This is a genomic window from Pseudoalteromonas sp. SWN29 (assembly GCF_015864465.1).
GTDB lineage: Bacteria > Pseudomonadota > Gammaproteobacteria > Enterobacterales > Alteromonadaceae > Pseudoalteromonas.
Window position 1 is genome coordinate 1 of sequence record NZ_JADYXE010000062.1, and the last position, 21,847, is coordinate 21,847.

12 protein-coding genes and 1 pseudogene are annotated in these 21,847 nt (G+C 38.5%); 4 read left to right on the plus strand and 9 right to left on the minus strand.

Going from position 1 to position 21,847, the window contains the following annotated elements:
* Nucleotides 1-80: 80 nt before the first annotated feature.
* The 6 genes from I6F53_RS18110 to I6F53_RS18135 form a co-directional block, all read right to left on the minus strand.
* Entirely contained in the window at nt 81-1,229 is a 1,149-nt protein-coding gene (locus I6F53_RS18110; protein WP_197240627.1) for a Vgb family protein, read from the minus strand.
* Between the two features lie 107 nt (nt 1,230-1,336).
* Nucleotides 1,337-3,208 (minus strand): CRTAC1 family protein, encoded by a 1,872-nt coding sequence (locus I6F53_RS18115; protein WP_197240628.1) that lies wholly within the window; start codon nt 3,206-3,208, stop codon nt 1,337-1,339.
* Nucleotides 3,209-3,233: 25 nt separating this feature from the next.
* Complete coding sequence (locus I6F53_RS18120) at nt 3,234-4,676, minus strand: sulfatase-like hydrolase/transferase (protein ID WP_197240629.1); 1,443 nt, start codon at nt 4,674-4,676, stop codon at nt 3,234-3,236.
* A gap of 69 nt (nt 4,677-4,745) precedes the next feature.
* Nucleotides 4,746-6,269, minus strand: coding sequence for a sulfatase-like hydrolase/transferase (locus I6F53_RS18125; protein ID WP_024594196.1), 1,524 nt, complete (start codon nt 6,267-6,269; stop codon nt 4,746-4,748).
* 179 nt (nt 6,270-6,448) lie between these two features.
* Nucleotides 6,449-7,339: a family 16 glycosylhydrolase gene (locus tag I6F53_RS18130; protein WP_165741740.1), complete on the minus strand. Its 891-nt coding sequence runs from the start codon at nt 7,337-7,339 to the stop codon at nt 6,449-6,451.
* A 73-nt stretch (nt 7,340-7,412) separates the two neighbouring features.
* Nucleotides 7,413-9,839 carry a glycoside hydrolase family 42 gene (locus I6F53_RS18135; protein WP_166419499.1) on the minus strand — a complete coding sequence of 809 codons (2,427 nt, stop codon included), beginning with the start codon at nt 9,837-9,839 and terminating at the stop codon, nt 7,413-7,415.
* Nucleotides 9,840-10,705: 866 nt separating this feature from the next.
* Here I6F53_RS18135 and I6F53_RS18140 point away from each other — a divergent pair.
* Entirely contained in the window at nt 10,706-10,948 is a 243-nt protein-coding gene (locus I6F53_RS18140) for a hypothetical protein (RefSeq protein WP_166421857.1), read from the plus strand.
* Nucleotides 10,949-11,172: 224 nt separating this feature from the next.
* On the opposite strand, the gene topA is transcribed toward I6F53_RS18140, so the two are convergent.
* Nucleotides 11,173-13,893 (minus strand): type I DNA topoisomerase, encoded by a 2,721-nt coding sequence (gene topA / locus I6F53_RS18145; RefSeq protein ID WP_166421856.1) that lies wholly within the window; start codon nt 13,891-13,893, stop codon nt 11,173-11,175.
* A 259-nt stretch (nt 13,894-14,152) separates the two neighbouring features.
* Entirely contained in the window at nt 14,153-17,137 is a 2,985-nt protein-coding gene (locus tag I6F53_RS18150; protein ID WP_166421855.1) for a hypothetical protein, read from the minus strand.
* A 193-nt stretch (nt 17,138-17,330) separates the two neighbouring features.
* Between I6F53_RS18150 and I6F53_RS18155 the strand changes: the two genes are divergently transcribed.
* Nucleotides 17,331-18,665, plus strand: a complete 1,335-nt coding sequence (locus I6F53_RS18155; protein ID WP_166421854.1) for a dicarboxylate/amino acid:cation symporter — start codon at nt 17,331-17,333, stop codon at nt 18,663-18,665.
* 102 nt (nt 18,666-18,767) lie between these two features.
* On the opposite strand, the gene sohB is transcribed toward I6F53_RS18155, so the two are convergent.
* The gene (gene sohB / locus I6F53_RS18160; RefSeq protein ID WP_166421853.1) at nt 18,768-19,784 is read right to left on the minus strand and encodes a protease SohB; all 1,017 of its coding nucleotides are present in this window, start codon (nt 19,782-19,784) and stop codon (nt 18,768-18,770) included.
* Nucleotides 19,785-19,947: 163 nt separating this feature from the next.
* On the opposite strand from sohB, the pseudogene I6F53_RS18165 reads away from it, so the two are divergent.
* Both I6F53_RS18165 and I6F53_RS18170 read left to right on the plus strand, forming a co-directional pair.
* Nucleotides 19,948-20,271: pseudogene (locus I6F53_RS18165) on the plus strand (transposase domain-containing protein); the annotation flags it as partial.
* A 90-nt stretch (nt 20,272-20,361) separates the two neighbouring features.
* Complete coding sequence (locus I6F53_RS18170; RefSeq protein ID WP_166421933.1) at nt 20,362-21,759, plus strand: IS4 family transposase; 1,398 nt, start codon at nt 20,362-20,364, stop codon at nt 21,757-21,759.
* Nucleotides 21,760-21,847 lie beyond the last annotated feature (88 nt).

A 21,847-nucleotide genomic window follows, 5' to 3' on the forward strand; every position in this document is an offset into this window, starting at 1 on the left:
GGTTTTGATGAGTTAAGGGAAAAAATAATAAGGCTCATTGGTGGGCATGCGTTGCATTTATATAAAATCCAAAAAGTGACCTAGAGGTCTGAGCAATGTCTGTTATTATGTAACTTAATTTCACTTACCGTATAAGGTTTGCCATGCCCAGTATTGGTAATGCCTGGGCCTGTAAGCAAGTCAAAATTCGACATAAGCAAAGAGCCTTTATAATAAATAATATCGGCGGGTTGGTCTAATTCACCATTTTCTGAATTGTTATCGGGGTACGATGCAATAACGGTTACATTTTGGTTTGTATCAATTCTTATAACTTGATTAGTTAAAAAACCTGCAGCATATAAATTACCTTGAGGGTCTATAGTTAAGCCATCAGGTCCACTTCCTTTTGGAAGTGTTGCATAGGTACTTTGGCTAAGCAGGTTGTTGTTTGTATCAAACGTTAATTTATAAATTAAGTCGTCACCTAGGTTGGTTACAAACAAGTTGCCCTGTGAATCAAACACTAAGCCATCAAGTCCAAATTTACGTTGCTTATTAGCTGTTTTAGCCAAAAACAATAAATGCGGATCATCTGTACTGTTAGTCACTAATATATTGGTATCTGTGGCCTTAAAACGATATATCCCGCTGAGAGTCTCGGCCTTATTTTTACTTGGCACACGCAGTTGAGTTACATAAATATAGCCATTTTGATAGCGCACACCATTTGGCGAACTCATGCCTTTTGCTACTATTTGAGTATTGATGACTTTATTATTTTTTAAGGTGAGTTTAAGTAATCGAGCTTTGCCAGCACCTTGGTTATCGGCTACAAATAACGCACCATCGGGGGCATAGGCAAGGCCCATAGGACGACCCTTCCCTTTATTATTTGGCCCCGACAACTGGGCTATTTTAGTAAACGTTTTGTCATTATTAATATTAACCAGCACACCCGCTTGTAGCCCTTTATTGGCATAGTTAACACACGATAAAGTAAGCTCTCCTGAAGGAGAGACAGCAAAAGCGTCTGGGGTTGGGCAATAGTCAGGGAGTGATGCAAATAAACTCGCACTCTCAAGCAGTGTATTAGACGTTTTAACAGGCGCTAAAGATGCACTTACTCCCCCTTTATTTATGCTTTTATTATTGCTTTGAGCCGTGTGGGTACTGCAACCAAACACAGTAAATAAGCATACCAAACCCGCTAATTTATTTTTAAGATGAGTGATGTTATTTTTATTCATTATTGCTCTCTTTTACTCTTAATTTTTTGCGAAAAAAAAGCAAGGCTTGTTCCCAAACCTTGCTTTTTACCTCTCATAGTTAACTTTGTCGTAATCAAACGTTGTAATTAAAAATTGATTACTTGATCTGTCCCAACCTTAGATTTACTGATTACTTCACCATTGCTGTAACGCACACTTACGTTATCTATTTCGTTGCACTGGCCTAAACCAAAATGAACTACATTATCAAATGATTGTGTATAAGGTGCAGCATCAGGCGACACGCGCCTTGTAAGGGTTTTACCACAGCCTTTAAGTGTCGCTATAGCGCCAATGGGGCTTGCATTATGCTTAAGTGAATTACTTATACGCAGTAATGCATAGTGATTACTGTTATTGGCTTGATTACTAAATAAGTGCCACTGACCTCTGTCGTTATTCATAATAATATCGACCTGGCCGTCTAAGTTGTAATCAAATACATTTGCGCCTGAGCCAATGGTACCTAAGGTGTTTGTTATTAATCCTGAATGAGTCGCTTGGCTAAATGTGTTATCGCCATTATTTAAATACAGTATTTGCGATGTAGGCGTTACCAAGTTGCCTTGTTTAACAACAAACAAATCTTGGTAGCCGTTGTTGTTAAAATCTCCCACACTTATGCCGGTCGTATTTAAATTTGTTTTAATGCCAGCTTTAGCACTCACATCTACAAATTTTCCACTTTCATTTTTAAGTAGTAAATCCGATGGTGCCACTGGTTTTTTATTTACCGTATAATGTTTAATACCGGTTACAACACCCGTTGTAGGTGAAAAAGTATTACCCGCCATACGCCATTTATCATTGCCTATATAACCAACATACAAACCTTTATTAGGTTGGGTATCGGCCCAGCCTAGGCCATTACTGCTAACAATATTGACGTTTTGACCACTGTGCCTTTCACCTTCAAATTTATATTTATAAGTGCCTTCGCCTACAAATACATCTTGGTTTGGATAAGGTGACTGGTAGTTAACTAAATTAAGCGTATCGCCAATAAGTAAGTCATCATATTTAAATGGTCCACGCTTGGTGTAAAAACCAAATGTGTGGCTTTTAGCATCAAAAAACGTATCGCCTGCTTGTAATGGGTTAGCACGACTTATATATAAATCAAAGTCACCATCATTATCAAAATCGATTTCGCTAACACCCGTCGCATCCATTATTTTATTAGGTAAAACATTGGCGGTTACGTCACTAAAGGTAAAGTCGCCATTGCCTTTTAAAACACGTAAAGCACCGTCGCCGTAAATCACTAAATCGTCAATTTTATCGTTATTAAAATCTGTAATAAGGACTTTTTGACCATCTCGATTAGTTTTTGGTAAATCACTTGCGTGAGTTATATTGCCGCTACCATCGTTTTTATAAATAAAATTACTGGTTTGTTTACCGCTATTAGCCTGCGGGAATCCCATTAGTAATAAATCTAAATGACCGTTGTTATTGGCATCAAAAAACTTACTAGTGCGCCCACGCAACGTTGGCAGTTTGGGTGAAAACTCACCGCCTTCAATGATTTCTCTTTTGTTAAAGTGAAATAACTTAGCATTACGCGCGTTATCGCCAGAGCCACCACCACGTGAAAGCAAAATATCCATTTTGCCATCTTTGTCGTAATCGCCTACGCCAATACCGTGCATATCACCTACAATCAGGTCGCGCCCTTTGTCGTAAACGCCTTTATTGTTCCAATACAAACGAATGGTATAACCATGGTCGGTAAGTAATAAATCTGGGTAACCGTCTTGGTCTAAATCGCTTATTAATGCGTTATCCCATTTACGGCGATTTTTGTTTTCTAATTTAATTGCTTGGTGCTGCTCAGTAAATAATGTTTTGCCCGGTGTTAGCTGAGCGCCCGCTAGGGCACTCGCTTGTTGACAACCTAGTAAGCTTGCGCCCATGCATAACAAAGAAACATGCCATACAATTGTTTTTACTTTCATAAAGCCTCCATGAATTTGATAAAACTTACTTAGTTGTTTTAAACGTTTTATCGAATCGTGGCATGGCATCTAATCGCCAGTTAGCACCTTCAGCCGTTTCGTGAAACCATTTAGGCTGTTGGTTATCCCAACTCCATTTTTCCATTTCGCGAACCATGTCGGTTAACAGTGCTTTGTTAGATTTACTTACATCGTGTTTTTCAGAAATATCGTTTTCGATATTAAATAACTGCCATGGTTGCTGGTTAACTTTTAATGCTTTCCATTGGTTCATACGAATTGCAGCATCGCTGTAACCTTTACGATGGCGAAGTGCATAAATAGGCTCATCTTTATGTGGGTTTTCGTTTTTAATAAATGCAGGCCACATATTTGTACCATCTAAATGTTGGTTTTCTTCAACTTTAGCGCCCGCTAAAGCTGCAAATGTTGGGTATAAGTCTAGTGCCGATACAGGATGCGAAAAACGCTTGCCCGCAGGTACATGCTTAGGCCAATGAAACAACATAGGAACTCTAAAACCGCCTTCTTGTGTACTGCCCTTACCTGCTTTAAGTGGGAAGTTATTAGCGCCTTTACTTAATTTGCCACCGTTATCGCTCATAAATACGATAAGCGTATTATCATACTGATTATTTTTTTTCAGGGTTTCTACTAGTTTACCCACGCCGCGGTCAACTGCGTAAACCATACCTGCATATGTTTTACGGTCTTTATTTTTTATATCAGGAAACATCGCCATATCTTCGTCTTTAGCTTGCAATGGCACATGCGGTGCGTTGTAAGCTAAATATAAAAAGAATGGATTTTTTTTGTCTGCTGCTTTGTCTACAAAATTAACGGCTTCGCGCGAAAGTGCATCAGTAATGTACTGCGTTTCTTTTACTTCTTTGCTGTTGTGCTCTAGCGGAGTAATGTACTCAAAAATATTTTTTAAGCCTTGTGCCTTTTGCTTTTTATACTGAAGTTGATATTGGTCAGGAAAATAATTATGCCCACCGCCTAAAAATCCATAGTATTCATCAAAACCACGTTTATTTGGATGATACTGCGGCGCATCACCCATATGCCATTTACCTAATGCACCGGTAAAATAGTTATTTTCGTTTAGTAATTTACTAATAAACTTAGCGTCAGTAGGCACGCCTACGTTTGAGCCGCGTGTCGGTAAATTAAATTGTGAGCCAATCTTATGTGGATAACGACCGGTCATTAATGCCGCTCGGCTTGGGCCACAAAACGGGTGCGCTACGTAAGCGTCTGAAAAGGAAGTACCCGATTTAGCAAGATCATCAATATTTGGGGTAATAATATCCTTAGAGCCATTAAAACCAACATCTGCATAACCTAGGTCATCTGCAACAATAAGAATAATATTGGGTTTTTTTTCACTTGCGTGTATGCCCGCAGAGCCAATTAATAAGGCAAGCGATGATAAAGCGCTCAATAATTTTGTGTGTGTTTTCATAGTGCCAATCTCAATTTTGATAATAAAAAATAGCAGGCCAATTAAGGCCCACCAAAGGGCATTACTCGGCTATAAAAAAGCTTTCATGTGGTGATTAAATTTAGTTAATGATGGGTCTTCAATACGCTTAAGCTCTCCCGCCATTTTATGCACTAAATCAGTAAGCTGTTTTTTGTATTTAGGATTATCTATTTGGTTTGTGATTTCGTACGGATCATTTTTTAAGTCGTATAATTCATCGCGGCTGTCGCCTGGATTCCATACAAATTTCATTTCAGGGGTACGTATAGCTCTAATACCAAACCATCCGCCGTTGTACCATTCGTAGGCATATAACGAAATATCATCTTTACCAGCATCGGCACTATCGCCTTGTTTCATCAATGGTAAAAGTGAACGTCCATCTTCGTCGCCATCAAGGGGTAGTGTCATCCACTGGCGAAGTGTTGGTGCTATGTCTAGCATAGACACTTGGCGGTTAATTATTTTAGGCTCAAGGCTAGGGTCACGAATTATAAGTGGCATACGCATTAATTCGTCGTATGCATATGGGCCTTTGTCATAAAGGTTATGCTCGCCTAGCATACTACCTTGGTCGCCTACTAAAATAATGTGTAGGTCGTCGTATAAACCTTCTTCTTTGGCGGTATTAATAAGCTCGCCAACTGCGTGGTCAATCATGGCAATGGCACCATAGTAAAAACTATGTGCTTTGCGCCAATCGGTTTCAGTCATGTGGCTTACATCGTGCCAAGGCCACCAAATATCATCTTGTGCCATTGGTTTATGTTTACGTTCTATACCAAAGTTTTTAGGAAGTTTTATGTCTTTGTAGTCGTACATGCTGGCGTAAGGTTCTGGTACGCGGTACGGCGGATGAGGTTGCTCAAAACTAACAATACCAAAAAATGGTTTGTCTGATTTGGCCGCATTTTGCAGCATTAATTTGCCTTCGTTTACTTCTTTAGCTGTTACTGTATCTGCATATGTACCCGGAAGCGTTTTATAGTAATCGTGCTTTTCGCCGTTTTTATCGCGCTCACCTGCATTCATACGGGCAACATTTTTTTGTGTTCCATAAGGCGTAAAAGGACGGCCATTACGCTCTTCATCTTTATCGTGCCCCCACATAAAGTTAGCACCGCGCAGTGCTGGGCCTTGTGCGCCTAAGTGCCATTTACCTACATAACTTACGTCGTAACCTACGCTTGTTGCACGTTTAATTACGCTGCCTTCACTAAGTGATAACTCCGAAAGACGTGAATGATAAAGCCCCACGTTATCGTCAAGCCCCGTTTTATGTCCCCAGCGCCCAGTAAACATAGCCGCGCGCGAAGGAGAACATAAGCCAGTAGATGTCATCGCTTGATCAAAACGTGTACCTTCGTTTGCTAATGCGTCAATATTTGGCGTTGAAACTGGGCCATTACGATAAGAAAACGTATCAAAGCGCATATCATCAAACAGTAAAATCAGCACATTTGGCTTTTTGGCTTCAGAGTTTTTCAGCTCTGCATCTTTTGCATATAAATTGGGAGCAAATAATGTGCAGCACCCTAACAGCATCACCATTTTTATTTTAAATAAGTTCATGTGTGTGTCCTTTTAAACAACTAAAAATTGCTACGTCAGTGTTTTAACAATCTGCCTGTACTTTATTATAAAAGCATAAAATTGATTTTAATAATATAAACATATGATGTTTGTATTGGCAACAAATAAATTTTAATTTGGCTAATATTTACACTTTATTAGAATGGGCTTTAGGGTTTTTATTGCTTTAACCACGTTCTCACGTAATCAATTTCCATTGATGTTGGAAAACCTTGTGCAGACTGATTATCTGAAGGATAAAATTGATTACATTTCCATTGTGTATGCGGTGCGCGTAAGCCCTGCGATAATGTTAAGTTCATATCGCGGTGCCAGTACAAATTCTTTTTATAGCCAACCTGAACGTTATCTACATACCATGTAATGTCGTCTTTGGTTACATTAACCCCATAAGTATGAAAGTCTTCACTGGGATCAAATGGTAAGTGATAGCCATTATGGTTTGTTTCTGGCGAGCTACCAGGTCGCATCCACTTGGGTGCGCCATCTTTTATAACAATATTATGTAGGTCGTGGTCCGACTCCTGAAGCGTCTGTTTTTGAGTTAACTCAACTACATCTATTTCACTATATTGCACATCGCCTTCATTCGTTAAAGTACGATCTATTTTGCTGTACATCCAAAATGCAGGTGATACTCCCGGAAATTTATCCGCACCCTTTATACGTGCCTCATAATATCCGTAACTCCCTGTTGCCCTAGATTTAGCAACTCCCGAAGTGTAAAACAACCTATAATTAGGCACTTTTGTTTTATTACAGCCATCCCAAAACGTTCTTAAATGCGTTTCTCGTTTAGTGGTTAGCTTTAATATACCTTCAGAAACACTGGCATTTTCATCTTTCCAAGACCAAACACCGTAGTTTTCTGTTTGAAAATTCCATTTTTCAGCATCTTTAATATCAAACTCATCTGAGCGTTCAGTTTGTAAAACCCAATTTTCGCCTGGTTGCGCAATATGAGGCATCGGCTGAGCATTAACCCCTGCACTACCAAGGATTAAGCTCAACGATATTGCTATTAGTTTAACCTTATTATTTGCTTTCATTTGCTATCCACAACTTAATGTATCGTGTTAATTGAAAAGCGAGCACATAGGGATGTACTCGCTAAAAAACTATTTATTGAGCTGTAACTTCAACAAGCAAGACACCCTCAGAAGGAATATCAAAGCTGGTATTCATTTTATTGCTCGTCATTAAGTTTTTAACATGAATAGATTTACCATTTTTAAGCGACAGATCAACGGTTGCTGTTGTGTGGCCTAAATTTAAAATATTAACCAGGTAACTACCATTGTCTTGCTTAACAGTACGCCATGTTGTGGTTTTAAATGACTCACCATTATCTACTTTTACAACAACATCAGGCGTACTATCCGAAACCTCTGCAAGAGCAGTTTTTTTAATGGCTTCAACGTCTGTGCCTTTTGGCATAACAATAAGCTTACCTTTACTGGCAACTAACTTAGCCTTACGTGGATGCCCGTACTCATCTAAAGACAAGCTTTGCGCTGAGTCTAAAATAACGGTACCGCCTTTGTTTAAATACCCTTGAAGCGCTTTAAACTCTTCATCTGTAACAAAGTTATTGCGATAAACCAGTATTGCATCCCAGTTGCTATTGTCTTGCTTTTCGATTACATCTTTAGTTGCAAAACCAAGCGGGAAGCCTTCAAAAAATAAATTTTCGTAAAGTTTGTAGCCCTTTGTCATATAGTCGTTTGTATTAATTGCTGTTGTTTCAGAGTAAAACAAACGAAGTGGACGACGCTGCTCTCTAAGCTCAACAATTTCCTCAGAAAAACTATTAAGATCAAACATTACTTGGGTAACTTCGTTAGTTACATGTGGCTGCATATTGTTAGAACCCGCAAAAGCACCGCCAAGACCTGGGTCAAAAAAGTCCAGATCGCCTTCTAAACGATCCTCTGGTGAACCATCTGGATCACGTGCCCAAAACCAGCCCATATTAGCATCCATTCCAAGTAAAGTTGCAAGCCAATAAACACTACGTACATAGCTTGTACGTGTGTCTAAATCTCGCCACTGACCCGATGATAAAAAATGAGACTCTGAATTTACATTAATTTTATTAGGCGCAACTGATTCCATAAAGTCATGAAACATAGTAACTATGCCCCAGTTATATGCGTACTTTTCAATCCACTTAGATGACTTACCAGGACGAATATTTTCGCTACCAAACGACTTAGCATCGTGCCCTACCATGGTTGTTAACTCAGCTAATGCTTCGGTATCAATACCGCCAGAGCGTGAATCGTCCATAAACATGCGCGGCATAATTTTTATATGGGTATCAGCGTCTTCATTTACAGAATGCAGTTCGTTTTGAACGTAAGTAAACCAGTCAGTACTTCTGTCCATATTGTAACGCGTCCAGTCGTACCACTTAGGCTCGCCTTTAATCGCAGGATCAATCGGTATCTCAATAGCTACATCTGTAAACTGGCTAAAATGCGTTCCCCAGTTTTCATTTAGCTCGTTAATATCACCTTGGTATTTTTTATCTAACCAACTTCTAAACTTATTTAGTGTGTATGAAGAGATGCTGGTCATTTCTTCATATTTTTGTGTCCAGTGGCCTTTTTCGGCGTACCAATGCGGCTCGTTAGCTAACACAAACCCAACTTCAGTTACTTTTTTGCCTTTAGTAAGCTCACCCGTTTTACGAATTATTTTACCCCAAAGATCTCGCGCTAATGGGTTATCAATATCGAATCCTGTAAATAACGAACGGCCTTTTCTAACTTCTGGCTCTTGCTCTTCAACCCACTTTGGAATACCCATTAACCAGTAAACTAAAAAACCAATGTTGGTATCAGGGATACGCGTTAGCTCTTTCATTAACTCTTCGTCAAAAGTGCCATCTTCACGCACTAAAAATGAATTAATAGCACGGTCGTGATCTACCGGGTATAGATCTTCACCGCCATGATAGAGCGCGCCTAAATGATCGTTATAAACATCTTTATTTGTAAGTGGCTGACCAACACTCTTTGAAAAATAGTCATATAAAAAAATAGGCTTGCCATTACTAACAAACATATTGTCTTGTGCTTTAGTATTTTGCCAATCAACCTTATTTACAGGGCGGCGTTTGATTTCGCCTGCAAGCTCTTTAGACAAGTCATCAATACCTTTATCTAAAATTTGAATGACTTTTTCGCGTTCAAAATTTGGTAACTCTTTTGCTAACCTTTCCTTGTCCGCAGCATAGTGGCGCTCGTAACCAAAAAGCTTTACAACCGCGTCGTAATTATTTTCATCCCAGTTAGCAAATTTTAAAAACTGCTCTGCAAACCAAACTACGCTTTCTTCACGAGTCACATCAATCTGTTTAGTTTGAGCTTGTTCCATCAGCTTTTTAAGTTTACTGATTTTTAAAAGAGCAGATTGCTCGTAACTATTTTGAGAAGCGCTTAGTGTTTCTGTGCTATCAACTTTAGCTACGCTTTCTTGCTGAGAGCATGCTGTTGTAAGTAGAAATAAGGGGGCTAGTGTGAAGCCTAATAGATGTTGTCTCATATTTTCTCCCGTTGAGGTCGTTATGTGTTAACAGGTTTTTGCACTGCTGTTATTATTTAATATCGACAACATACATCATATGTTTGCATTTGTAAGCTGTTTTATTTTCAAAATGAAATAGTAAGATACTGAAACACTCTTATTAACCAAAATATTCATTTCAGCCGTGGTTATATTCAAGATTACTTTTACAGTTGTGTATTTTACCCTGTTCAGGCTGGTTGTTTTCATAGAAAAGTAGCACTCGCTTACATCCATTTAAAAATAAGTGAAAACCAAATATAGCTGTAAAGTAACCCGGTTAAATGCGACTCGTTAATTTAGTAACGACACCGCTATCGCTGTATGATTTTGCAGGTTCGTTGTAATCAACTAGCTGATCGGCTTGTGGATAGCCCGCCAACTAACCTGCCGAATACTGAAACTGAAATGCCATCCTTTATGAAATTCGAAGATACGAGTGTTATAGCTATTTCATCAAAGGTATAGTCTTTAATTTGATAACAACAAAATACGTTACACGTTTTTATTTTTCATTTTATTGAGCAAATTTATATGCAAATAGCATAGAAATTATTTCTTATTGGGTCGGTACAATCATTGACACATTAAGGTTATGTGATGGAATTGACGAAATTTTTTATTAAAAAGCGACCCTAGCTTATAAATTACTACAGCACAATACTGAGAAATACCGACAAGCAAATTACTCATCCTTACGATAAAAATATTTCGTTATCTTTTATTTCGTTTTCGTTTAAAAATCAGTATACCAACAGAGTTGTTCTGGATTGGGCACTACTGGTTTAAACCTAACCTTAAACTGGGTAAATCAGTCATCACACCATTTTTTTAGGAATAAACGAATGAAAAAAGCATTGCTAGCATTAATCGTAGCACCACTATTTGCAGTATCTGCGACTTACGCGGTAGCAGACGATGCGCCAACAGCTTCAGCCGAAATGGTAAAAGAATACACAGAGATGTGTGTTAACTGGGCTAAAGATGATGACGTAAGCAATAAAGAGCTAAATGCCTACGTATTAAAATGCGTAAATGATGAGCTTGAATCTGAAGGCTATAAAAAAGTATCTTCTGTTAAAATTTAATCATGCCAATTGCATTAAATTAGCGATCTATTTAGTGCAATATAATGACCATGTTTTTAATAAAAATTGATATACCCAATACACTTAGTTAAATGTACTGCTAATAAAGCCGTTGCGAAAACATTTAACTAGGCACAAAAAAACCGGAATAGACACAAGCTGTGCATTCCGGTTTTTTTATGACTTTTTAAAACTATAAAAAGCTATGAATAAGAAATACCTACTTATTCATCCTCTTTTTTAGTTTTAGGCTTTGCTTTGGCTTTAGGTTTTGCTTTAGCTGGTGCCTTTTTTGCTGCGGCTTTCTTTTTAGGCGCTGCTTTTTTCTTCGCCTCTTCTGTCCATTTACCTGCTTCATAATGAGCAGTCCAGCCAGTAGCTTTACCGTCAACTTCAGTCATAACATACTGAGCTTTATTTTTACGGCTGTAGCGTACAACAGCAAGATTACCATCAGGATCTTTAGCAGGTGCATCGGCTAGGTAATAAAACTTAGGCGAAATACGGTCTCTAAAGCGTTTTAATTCTTCTACCTTAGGTGCACGTGTTTCTCGTGACTTAGGAAAAGTATTTGCAGCTAAAAATATACCCGCGGCGCCATCACGTAATACAAAATACGCATCTGACTTTTCACACTCGAGTTCTTTGATGTGAACTGGGTCCTCTTTTGGAGGCGCTGCTTCACCACTTCTAAGTAATTTACGTGTATTTTTACACTCGTCATTATTACAGCCAAAGTACTTACCAAAGCGACCCGATTTAAGCTCCATGTCAGAACCACATTTATCACATTCGATAATTGGTCCGTCATAGCCTTTAATTTTAAAGGTACCTTCTTCAACTATATGCCCTTTACACGCTGGATTATTACCACACACATGTAATTTACGGGTTTCGTCAATTAGGTATGAATCCATTGCCGTTTCACAAATCGGGCAACGTTTCATCTGCATTAGCTTTTCAGTTTCTTCGTCTTCGACATCGGCTGGAACCGCTTCATCGCCCGACACTAAATTCATTGTCGTTGTACAACGCTCTTTTGGCGGAAGACTGTAACCAGTACACCCTAAGAAAACACCAGTTGATGCTGTGCGTATACCCATTTTTCGGCTACACGTAGGACATTCAATATCCGTTTCAACCATCTCGTTAAGACGCATACCGCCATTTTCTGGCTCATCTTTAGCGACAGTTAATTGCGTTGAAAAATCAGCATAAAATTTATCAAGAACTTCAGTCCATACTCGCTCGCCTTCAGCGATGTCATCTAAACGGCCTTCCATTTTTGCTGTAAAATCAAAATTCATCAAATCAGTAAAGTTTTCAACCAAACGATCGGTAACTATTTCACCCATTTTTTCAGCAAAGAAACGGCGATTTTCTACACGTACATAACCACGATCTTGAATCGTTGATATAATTGACGCATAAGTAGATGGACGACCAATACCGCGTTTTTCAAGCTCTTTTACTAAACTTGCTTCACTAAAGCGCGCTGGCGGTTTAGTAAAATGTTGTTTAGGATCAAGTTCGATTAAAGTAAGGACTTCACCTTCTTTAACAGCTGGTAATGATTGATCTTCTTCGTTCTTTTTACGTATTGCAGGCTGTACTTTAGTCCAACCATCAAAGCGTAGCACACGGCCTTTCGCTTTAAGTTGGAAATCGTTAGCTTCAACTGTAAGCGTTGTTAAATCGTATTCAGCAGGTACCATTTGGCACGCTACAAACTGACGCCAAATTAGCTCGTACAGCTTTTTAGCATCGGCGTCTACACCTTCAACATGACCAGATAACACGGTAACGCTTGAAGGACGTATTGCCTCATGCGCTTCTTGTGCATTGCCTTTAGAGCTGTAGCTAATTGGATCTTTTGGTAAATATTTAGCACCAAACTCGTTCGTTACGTACTCACGACACATTTCAACCGCATCTTTTGAAAGATTAGTTGAATCGGTACGCATATACGTAATATAACCGCCTTCATACAAACGCTGAGCAAGCATCATGGTCTTTTTAACGCCATAACCTAAACGTGTACTTGCCGCTTGTTGCATGGTTGAAGTAATTAATGGTGCACTTGGGCGACTTTTACTTGGTTTTTCTTCAACGCTAATTACTTTGTATTCTGCATTCTCAAGGCTTTTAACCGCTGCGCTAGCCTGAGCTTCATTTACAGGCTTAAATGGCTTTCCTGCTTGTTTGGCTACTTCTAAGCGTAACTCAGACTCAGTATTTTTAACGTCAGCGTGAATATCCCAAAATTCTTCTGGAATAAATGCTTTAATTTCACGTTCACGCTCTACTAATAAACGTACTGCTACTGATTGCACTCGTCCTGCAGAAAGTCCTCGGGCCACTTTAGCCCAAAGTAAAGGTGATACCATAAAACCAACAACACGGTCCAAAAAGCGACGTGTTTGCTGAGCGTAAACCATATCGGTGTTAAGCTCGCCTGGTGTTTCAAATGCTTGTTGTATTGCGTTTTTAGTAATTTCGTTAAAAACTACGCGCTTATACTTTGAAGGCTCGCCGCCAATAATTTCCTGAAGGTGCCAAGCAATTGCTTCCCCTTCTCTATCCAAATCCGTTGCGAGATATATTTGGTCTGCATTTTCTGCCAGCTTTTGTAATTCTTGAACAACTTTTTCTTTACCAGGCAGTATTTCGTAATGCGGATCCCAACCTTGGTTTGGATCAATACCCATACGCGCGACTAAGTTTGTATAATCTCGTTGCTTTTTATACGCTGCTTTCTCTTCAGGCTCCATTTTACGAACTTCTGCTGGCGTTTTAGTTGCCGGCACTTTAGCTTTGCTCGAACCTGAAGTAGGTAAATCTCGCACATGTCCAATACTGGACTTTACGATGAAGTCATTACCTAAATATTTATTAATTGTTTTAGCCTTAGCAGGAGACTCTACAATTACTAGCGATTTGCCCATAGTTGCCTATTTCTAACCAAATATTAAAAATGTGTTTTGCCGACATAAGCGGCGCGAATATTTATAGGTATATCTACAAACACTAGTTGTTACAAGCTTTTAATACAAACTTTTCAGTATTTACTGAATAAACGAACAATTTTTGTCGTTAAATTAAACAAACAGGTGTTTTTAGATTAATTGATGTGGAATATATAGAACAGAAACAAAAATGCCAACCTAAAGGTTGGCATTTTTTTAAATATAATAATTAAAAACCTTAACCATCATCTCTAATTGTGATCGTTGCAGGAGTTTGTACCCCTTTAGGGGTTTCAAATGTAACACTTAGCAAACCGGTATTTGCATCATTTGGATCTGTTTCACGACTAATCGTAAACTCTTCATAAAATGCAGCTGTGCTATTGCTTTCAAGCATAGTAAAACCATCACGACCATCATATTTACCATTTTTAGTAGATACTGATACATCTGTACCTGATGGAATTGGATTGTTATATCTATCAGAGTAATAAATACCGAATGTTAAGCTATCTAAGCTATTTGACCCAACACCTGAGCTTATATCAATTAAGCTAACGTCACAAAAATCATCAGTATCAGAAGGCTCTAACCTTAAAATTAATTTTTCAGTAATAACACCACCAATCGTTGCAACGCTTCTAATATCACTACAGCTTTCTATATTTGCAGTAAGAGCATTAGGAAACTTATTAGTAAGCTCTTGTTTAGTAACTACAAAACGACTATAAACAGTACTACCTGATAATATTATTTGAAATGAATCTCTTACATCAATTAAATCTTTTGTACACAGGCTAGCAAACGTATCATCATCAGATGGGTTAGTTGCATCTTCTGTGCATATTAAACCATTGTATTTACCATCAGCTAATGTGTGCATGCCATTTAAGTCAATATCAAAGTTCTCTTCAAAATGACCGCCATTTGTATTTTCTGGACTACACGGATCATCTTCACTACCTTCTTGACAAAATTCAGGCGGTTTTACTTCTGCAGTAACAGGGTTATAAGTACCTGCTAAGCCGTCGTATACACCATTTTCATTATGATCAACAAACGCTTCTGGTAAATCATAGCCACTGTAATACTCATTAGTATCAAAAAGTCCATTACCATTAATATCAATAAACGACTCTTGCCCTTTTGCAGTAACAAGTACCGTTACACGACCGCCTAAAGGTACGCCATTGTCGACATTATCAGCTGCGCTAAGAATACCATTAATACAAGGAGCCGCATTTCCAAAATATAAATCACAATTTTTTTCAATACCATTTCCCCATTTAGCCTCTGTAAATGGTTTAGGATTTTGGTTACGCCATTGTGCATTACATGCACCATCAACTGTATTACATTCAAGTTGTGCATTAAATGCCGTACCGTCTAAAGTACCAACCGCACCACCTTCCGTGGTCAAGTAAACAGCTGTTCCATCGGGTACAGGGTTATTAAAGTGATCCGCTAAGTAAACGGATATTTCGTTCGTGTCACCAATGTAATCAAGTGCTTCAATATTAATCGTCTGTGCACCTGCAGTAAAACTATTGCCATCAGGGAGACCAGAGCTAATTGAAACTAAATCAGAAACCGTAATCACTTGCTCATCAAGCGATACTAAAGAAAGCTCACCTACTGGGCACGACACATCATCGCTTCTATCTGCTGCATCTTTTTGGCATTCTAAATAAACATCTTGCCAACACGTTACATCATCGTTTTGATTTTCAGGAATTTGATCATCAGGGATATAACATGCCTGTACTCGCACAGCCATAGGTACAAAACCCGCATTTACTTGAACGCGCGCTAAACCTTCAGCATCTGTGAAAACACTACCATGCGATAAACTAATTCCGCCATTTGTAGCGCTTAAACGAAAGTCCATTCTGCTACTAACTACTGATTTACCGATTTTGTCTTTTAATTTGAACGTAATTTCAGACGTTTCAGAGCGTGTTTGACCGCCAGTACCTTTAAGTGCAATTACATTTTGTGTTACATCTATAAATTCTATAGATTCTACTTTCGCAATAGAAACTGGAATGTTAATAGATTTAATAACCGGTGTACCACCCGTTAATACTGTCGCAGTAACAGTATCACCTAGTGATGCATTACAACCATCGGTACGATAAGTAGCAGTAGCAATACCACTAATACTTTTTGCCGTTGCATCCATAATAGATAAACCAGCTTGAGTACAGTTAGAAGTAAATTCAACGTCAAATGCTGTTACAACTGGTAAAGAGTTACTATCTAGTATTTCAACAGTAATGACAGTTGTTGCACCTGCTGCTAATGGTTGGTATTCATCTACAACAGGGTTACCATTTACATCTAGTAAATTAAATAAACCATTACTGATATTAACTTGCAACTCAGCTGTAGAGATTTCAAACGCTTTTTGATTAGATGTTGATTTCGATGTGGCAGTGATTTCACCTGCTCCGCTATTAGCACCGGGTTGTAATTTAAGAATTGCGAAACCAAAGTTATCCGTTAATGCTTTACCAGAAACCGGTAATAATGTACCTAAGTCCGTTGAAATCTCACTGATAATTCCAACAAAACCGTCACCTGAACTTGTATCCGTTACCTTAACTAATACATCAATCAACTCATCTGAAGAAAATTGATTCACTACAGTACAACCCGAAGTTGGATACGATTGTTCAAGTGAAACTATATTTCTGTCACTATCCCAGCCAGCAGCACAGCCTTGTAATAATTTAATATCAACGTCAACCACAGCCCCTTCTGTTGAAGCGTCATCACCATTTGATATGAAACCTAGAGTTTTAGTAATCGTTTCTTCATCAGAAATGTAACTGGCCGTTACTTCGCCAGCGCCTTTAAAGTCACCACTGCTTAAAGTCACTACAGCATGACCACTTTCATCAGTTAGCGCAGTACCTAGCTCAGGTGTTATTTTACCTGTAAAGTTAGTCGTAAAAGTAATTAACTGCGAGACTAGCGCGTCGCCATCGCTTGTTAAAATTGCAGTTACAACACCTTTGTTATCTTTACTGACTGGATTGCTATCGGAAAATGCAGCACCGCTACTATCTAAAATACTGAGCTGTAAAGTAATTGAACTACTAACATCCGTATCACCTGTATCGTCGCCAATGGTGCCATCTTTTTCTAGTGACCCACCGCCACCACAAGCTGTGAGTAAAAAACTAAGCAATGAAATGCTGAGTAGTCGCATTAAAGGCATAAACCTCTCCCTAGCGTTGTTATTATAATCAAAATTAATTCCTGCTTAATATTAACCTATAACTTAGTATAAAATCACAGTTTTTTATTACTTTTTTGAGTGAAATATTTTTAAATAAATACTAACTTTTTCTGTAGTAAATATTTCCTTGCTGGTAGTCTATGGCAAATTTATAAAATGTAGATCAGGAAATATGTCAAAAATCCGTTCAATGAGTTTAACCACTCGCATCATGATTGGTATGGCGCTTGGGGTTACAGTAGGTTTTATATTTCAGGCTATATTAGCTGGTGAAGACGATTATCTAATACCTCTTGGGTTATTCTCTTTGCCAATTAAAGCCTTTTTTGTTGATGGTATTTTCCATGTTGGTGGACAAATATTCATTGCCAGCTTAAAAATGTTAGTTGTGCCTCTTGTATTTGTATCGCTTGTTTGTGGTACCTGTAGCTTAAGTGACCCTAAAAAATTAGGCCGCCTAGGTGGTAAATCTATTGGTTTATATTTATTAACTACAGCTATTGCTATAACAGTGGCGATTACACTAGCACTACTATTTAGTCCTGGTGAAGGAATAAGCCTCCCATCTAATGCAACTTACGATGCTAAAGAAGCCCCTACCCTTGCACGTGTAATTATAGATATGTTTCCTACAAATCCTTTTGAGGCAATGGCCAAAGGCAATATGCTTCAAGTTATTGTGTTTGCGCTTTTATTTGGTGTAGCAATGGCATTAAGTGGTAAAGCGGGTAAACGCGTAGCTACCGTATTTGAAGATTTAAACACAGTAATTTTAAAACTAGTTACGCTTTTAATGAACATTGCCCCTTATGGCGTGTTCTTTTTAATGGCAAAACTATTTACAACTATTGAGCTTAGTTTAATTGTGAGCCTAGCTAAGTACTTTGGTGTTGTAGTACTCGCACTGTTATTACATGCTTTTGTAAACTACACATTGCTTTTAAAAATATTAACAGGCTTAAACCCGCTTATTTTCTTAGCAAAAATGAAGCATACATGCTTATTTGCATTTAGTACTTCAAGCTCAAGCGCAACCATGCCTATTACACTTGAAACTGCTACTAAAAAGTTAGGTGCTAACAACTCTGTTGCCTCATTCACTATTCCACTAGGTGCTACTATTAACATGGATGGCACGGCTATTATGCAAGGTGTGGCGACCGTATTTATTGCACAAGTATTTAGTGTTGATTTAACAATTTCTGATTACCTTATGGTTATATTAACTGCAACTCTTGCTTCTGTGGGTACCGCAGGAGTACCTGGTGTGGGCTTAATCATGCTGGCCATGGTACTTAACCAAGTTGGCTTACCTGTAGAAGGGATTGCAATTATTATCGGTGTTGACCGCTTGCTAGATATGACACGTACAGCAGTTAATGTAACCGGGGATTGTATGGTTACCTGTGTTGTTGCCAAATCTGAAGGTGAGCTTGATGAGAGTATCTTTAACGACCCCAATGCAGCTAAAGATTTAGAAGATTATCATAAGTCTATTGATTCATAATCTATGACTATTGAGTTATAAAAAAACCTTGATGTTTTGCATCAAGGTTTTTTTTCGAGTAAAAATAATTAGCTTGTTCTCAGGTTGAAAATTTTAATCTGACTAAAGATTTAGGGACTTAAATTTAGAAAGTAAGTTTATCCCTACTTTATTTACGCCACTGCTCAAGCCAAGTGCTAACTTATCGCTTAATCCCTTTTTAACCTTGTATTTAATTTTATAAATTTGGCGCTCATGTTGCTGCTCTAGCAATGCATCATCACTTGTTTTTATAACATCTACCAAGCCTTTATCAATCGCTTGAGTTGCAAACCAATGCTCACCTGTCGCAACTAAGTTTATATCTAAGCTTGGACGTTGAGTGCTTACAAACGTTTTAAATAAGTCATGTGTTTGTTCAATTTCTTCACGAAATTTTTCGCGGGCCTTATCGGTATTTTCACCAAATAAAGTAAGTGTGCGTTTAAACTCTCCTGCCGTTATTTGTTCAAACTCAACATCGTTTTTCTTTAATATTTTATTAAAGTTAGGTATCTGAGCAATAACACCAATAGAGCCAACAATAGCAAACGGTGCTGCAAGTATCTCATCGGCTACACACGCCATCATGTAACCACCACTCGCTGCTACTTTATCAATTGATACACTTAAGGGTATGCCTGCGTTTTTAATACGCTGTAACTGAGATGCAGCAAGTCCGTATCCATGTACAACACCGCCACCGCTTTCTAAACGAATAAGCACTTTGTCTTTACTTGGATCGGCGATAGATATAATTGCTGTAATTTCTTCTCGTAAGCTTTCTACTTCGTGAGCATCCATACTACCCACAAAGTCAATTACATATAAACGAGGTTTAGGCTCATCTTTATCTGCTTTTTTACTTTGCGATTTAAGCTGTTTTTGGTGCGCTTTAAGCTCTTTTTTACCTAACGTATTTTGTAAAAAGCTTTCTTTAAGCTCAACTAATTGCTCTGATATATCGTCAATTTGTATTTCACCTTTTTTTGCTTTTGGCTTAACTGCAGCACCTACAACTAACATTAAAATAACTGCTATAGCGATAACAAAAGTGACTGTTTTAGCAAAAAACAAACCGTATTCGTATAAAAATTCCAACAGGTTTCTCCATTTATAAATTTCAGCTAATTTAGCATGCTTTAAAACAAAAAAAAGCCACTTTTCAGTTAACACCGATCAGTTAAGGTATTTTTGATCGGTTGACCGATCTTTTGGTTGCTTCACAATACCCTTATCATCTTTTGATTATGAGGGTATTTTTATGCTTAGTCATTGGTTACTTGATACAGATATATTCGCCACTCCTGACTCTTTATCTACATTTCAGAAACATATCCCTCTTGAGTGGATTTCTAATGTGCTCGAGCAGACCGATAAAGCAAGTATTCGCAAACGTAAGTTACCTGCTGAGCTTGTCGTCTGGCTTATCATTGCAATGGGTCTTTTTCGCGACCGCTCTATTAGTGACGTTGTTGAGAAGTTAGATTTAACACTCACTGATACCCTGGGCGATACGGTTGCTCCAAGTGCTATTCCTCAAGCGAGACAGCGCCTGAGTAGCCCTCTCTGTCAGACTCTGACTCTTATACACAAATAAATTAGGCTTCAATTGAACTTTATTTATATCAGTCGATCAGATCAGTTATAACGAAAAAACCGGTCGAGTTTAATTATTATGCTGATAAAAGATACTGAAAAATGGGCTAATCATTTGTTTAAACATGCTGAATTAGGTGATGAACGACGCACTAAACGCCTGGTAAAAATAAGTCATCAAATGGCGAGCAACACAGGAAGTTCTATTGTGAAAGCATCTGGCTCACAGGCCTCTATTGAAGGCGCATATCGCTTTCTTCGCAATGATAAAGTTGACGCAGATAACATCGCTACCGCCGGTTTGAATTCGCTGTTACCTGCAATAACGCTGTCAAACACAATCCTTGCGCTAGAAGATACATCAACATTGTGTTACCGACACAATGTGACTAAAGAGCTCGGACATACTGGCGCATATAAACAAAGCTCTTCTAAAGGGATGTTGGCGCACACCGTCCTTATGGTCGATGCAGAAACAGAGCGTACTATTGGCTTGGGTGCACAACATCGTTGGTGCAGAAAAGATGAAAACTTTGGTACCGCTAACGACAGAAAACGCCGCAAGTACGAAACGAAAGAAAGTTATAAATGGCAACGCTCGTCGGAAGAAATGAGTACCCGATTTGCAGATGTCATGGACAATATCATAAGCGTTTGTGATCGAGAATCTGATATGTTTGAGTATATTGATTATAAAACAATAAATAATCAACGGTTTGTAGTGAGGGCCAAGCATGAGCGGGTCGTGAATGCAGACGGCGATAAACTAAGTCCCTACATTGAAAATCAATCTAGCGAAGCTTCATATTCGGTTAAGATACAGCAAAAAGGAGGCCGAAAAGCACGTATTGCGAAAGTAGCTGTACGTTATGCTTGCATTACTATTTATCCGCCTAAAAAACACAAGAAACTTGGTGGTATGAATTTAACAGTAATAAGCTGCAACGAGATTGATCCACCAAGTGGAACAAGTCCTTTGTCGTGGAAATTGTATACAGGCGAACCGATAAATAGTGCTTCTGATGCACTAAAGATAGTTAGATTTTATGAACTAAGATGGCGAGTTGAAGAGTTCCATAAAGCGTGGAAGTCAGCGGGCACTCAAGTTGAGTCGTTTCGCATGCAAACGCGAAATAATCTAGAAAAGATCATTGTAATAACAGCATTTATTGCGGTGAGGCTTCTCCAATTACGCGAGCTTGTTGTCGATAAAGATAATGCAAAATCAATTGGTTGCGACAATTTTTTCAATCTTCTTGAATGGAAACTGTTGTGGTCAAAGACTGAAACTAAAAAAGCACCTAACACAACACCTTCATTACATTGGGCTTATTATGCACTTGCCAAATTAGGCGGGTGGCACAACAGCAAGCAAACAGGTGTTGTTGGTTGGGAAGCTTTATGGAAAGGTTGGTTTTCACTGAGCCAACTGCTAGAAGGCGCTCGATTCATGCAAGCGCAACAACAGGAGATGTGATCAAGAGACAGCTGTCAGACTAGTTGTCGCGCTTAATATTTAATCATTAAAATTAAGTAGAGGGCGTGGAAAAACAATGCCAATTTAT

Bases quoted from the DNA above. Each gene is read 5' to 3' on its own strand.
- I6F53_RS18110 (WP_197240627.1), bottom strand. From the start codon at position 1,229: ATGAATAAAAATAACATCACTCATCTTAAAAATAAATTAGCGGGTTTG.
- I6F53_RS18115 (WP_197240628.1), bottom strand. From the start codon at position 3,208: ATGAAAGTAAAAACAATTGTATGGCATGTTTCTTTGTTATGCATGGGC.
- I6F53_RS18120 (WP_197240629.1), bottom strand. From the start codon at position 4,676: ATGAAAACACACACAAAATTATTGAGCGCTTTATCATCGCTTGCCTTA.
- I6F53_RS18125 (WP_024594196.1), bottom strand. From the start codon at position 6,269: ATGAACTTATTTAAAATAAAAATGGTGATGCTGTTAGGGTGCTGCACA.
- I6F53_RS18130 (WP_165741740.1), bottom strand. From the start codon at position 7,339: ATGAAAGCAAATAATAAGGTTAAACTAATAGCAATATCGTTGAGCTTA.
- I6F53_RS18135 (WP_166419499.1), bottom strand. From the start codon at position 9,839: ATGAGACAACATCTATTAGGCTTCACACTAGCCCCCTTATTTCTACTT.
- I6F53_RS18140 (WP_166421857.1), top strand. From the start codon at position 10,706: ATGAAAAAAGCATTGCTAGCATTAATCGTAGCACCACTATTTGCAGTA.
- topA (WP_166421856.1), bottom strand. From the start codon at position 13,893: ATGGGCAAATCGCTAGTAATTGTAGAGTCTCCTGCTAAGGCTAAAACA.
- I6F53_RS18150 (WP_166421855.1), bottom strand. From the start codon at position 17,137: ATGCCTTTAATGCGACTACTCAGCATTTCATTGCTTAGTTTTTTACTC.
- I6F53_RS18155 (WP_166421854.1), top strand. From the start codon at position 17,331: ATGTCAAAAATCCGTTCAATGAGTTTAACCACTCGCATCATGATTGGT.
- I6F53_RS18170 (WP_166421933.1), top strand. From the start codon at position 20,362: ATGCTGATAAAAGATACTGAAAAATGGGCTAATCATTTGTTTAAACAT.